This is a genomic window from Frankia canadensis, assembly GCF_900197875.1.
GTDB classification, from domain to species: domain Bacteria; phylum Actinomycetota; class Actinomycetes; order Frankiales; family Frankiaceae; genus Frankia; species Frankia canadensis.
Genome location: NZ_FZMO01000438.1, coordinates 1 through 1,306, shown reverse-complemented (window position 1 = coordinate 1,306; position 1,306 = coordinate 1). Strand labels below are relative to the sequence as shown.

Annotated in this window: 1 protein-coding gene; it reads left to right on the top strand. The window is 75.9% G+C overall.

Annotated elements, in window-relative coordinates; translation table 11 throughout:
- A partial coding sequence (locus C1A33_RS25540) for a beta-ketoacyl synthase N-terminal-like domain-containing protein (RefSeq protein WP_133150833.1) occupies positions 1-1,306 on the top strand: 1,306 nt, incomplete at both ends.

The window sequence follows — 1,306 nt, the reverse complement described above, 5'->3', positions numbered from 1 at the left end:
CAGTGCTCGGCGTCGCTGGTCGCCATCCACCTCGCGGCCCAGGCGCTGCGGGCCGGGGAGTGTGACCTCGCGCTGGCCGGCGGAGTGACGGTCATGTCGACCCCGGGCATCCTCGTCGAGTTCAGCCGCAAGAAGGGGCTGGCCCCGGACGGGCGGTGCAAGGCGTTCTCCGCCGACGCCGACGGCACCGGCTGGGCCGACGGCGCCGGCGTCCTGCTCCTCGAACGCCTCTCCGACGCCCGCCGCCACCACCACCCCATCCACGCCATCCTGCGCGGCAGCGCCATCAACAACGACGGCGCCAGCAACGGCCTGACCGCCCCCAACGGCCGCGCCCAGACCCGCCTCCTACGCCAGGCCCTCACCAACGCCGCCCTGCACCCCACCGACATCGACGCCATCGAGGCCCACGGCACCGGCACCGCCCTCGGCGACCCCATCGAAGCCCAGGCTCTCCACGCCGCCTACGCCCCGGACCGCACCAGACCCCTCTGGCTCGGCAGCCTGAAGTCCAACATCGGCCACGCCCAGGCCGCCGCCGGCGTCAGCGGCGTCATCAAGATGATCCAGGCCCTCCAGCACGAAACCCTCCCCAAGACCCTGCACGCCGAGCGGCCATCCCCGCACATCGACTGGTCCAGCGGGGCCGTCGCCCTGCTCACCGACGCCGTCCCCTGGCCCCGCGAGCCCGACCGCCCCCGCCGCGCCGGCATCTCCGCCTTCGGGATCAGCGGCACCAACGCGCACGTCATCATCGAGGAGGCGCCCCCGGCCGGCGCGTCCGCGGCCGAGCTCCCCACGCCCGCGCTACGCCCGGGCAGTCCGGTGCCCTACCCGCTCAGCGCGCGCACGCCGCAGGCGCTGCGCGCCGCGGCCGAGCGGCTGGCGGCCCACCTGTGCGCACATCCGCGGTCCGATCCGATGGACGTCGCGCACACCCTTGCCGGACGCTCCCGGTTCGAGCACCGTGCCGTCGTGCTCGCCAGCCCGGCGAGCGCGGTCGACCAGCTCCGGGCCCTGGCGGCGGACCGCGCGGCGCCGGGGGTCGTGCGAGGCGGCGGCGCCGCGCTCGCGGGGCGCCGCCTGGCGATGCTGTTCACCGGGCAGGGCAGCCAGCGCGCCGGCATGGGCCACGCCCTGCACGCCGCCCACCCCACCTTCGCCGACGCCCTCGACGACATCTGCGCCCGCTTCGACCCCCACCTCGACCGACCCCTGCGCGACGTCATGTTCGCCGCCCCCGACACCCCCGACGCCGCCCTGCTCGACCGCACCGAATACACCCAACCCGCCCTGTTCGCCTACG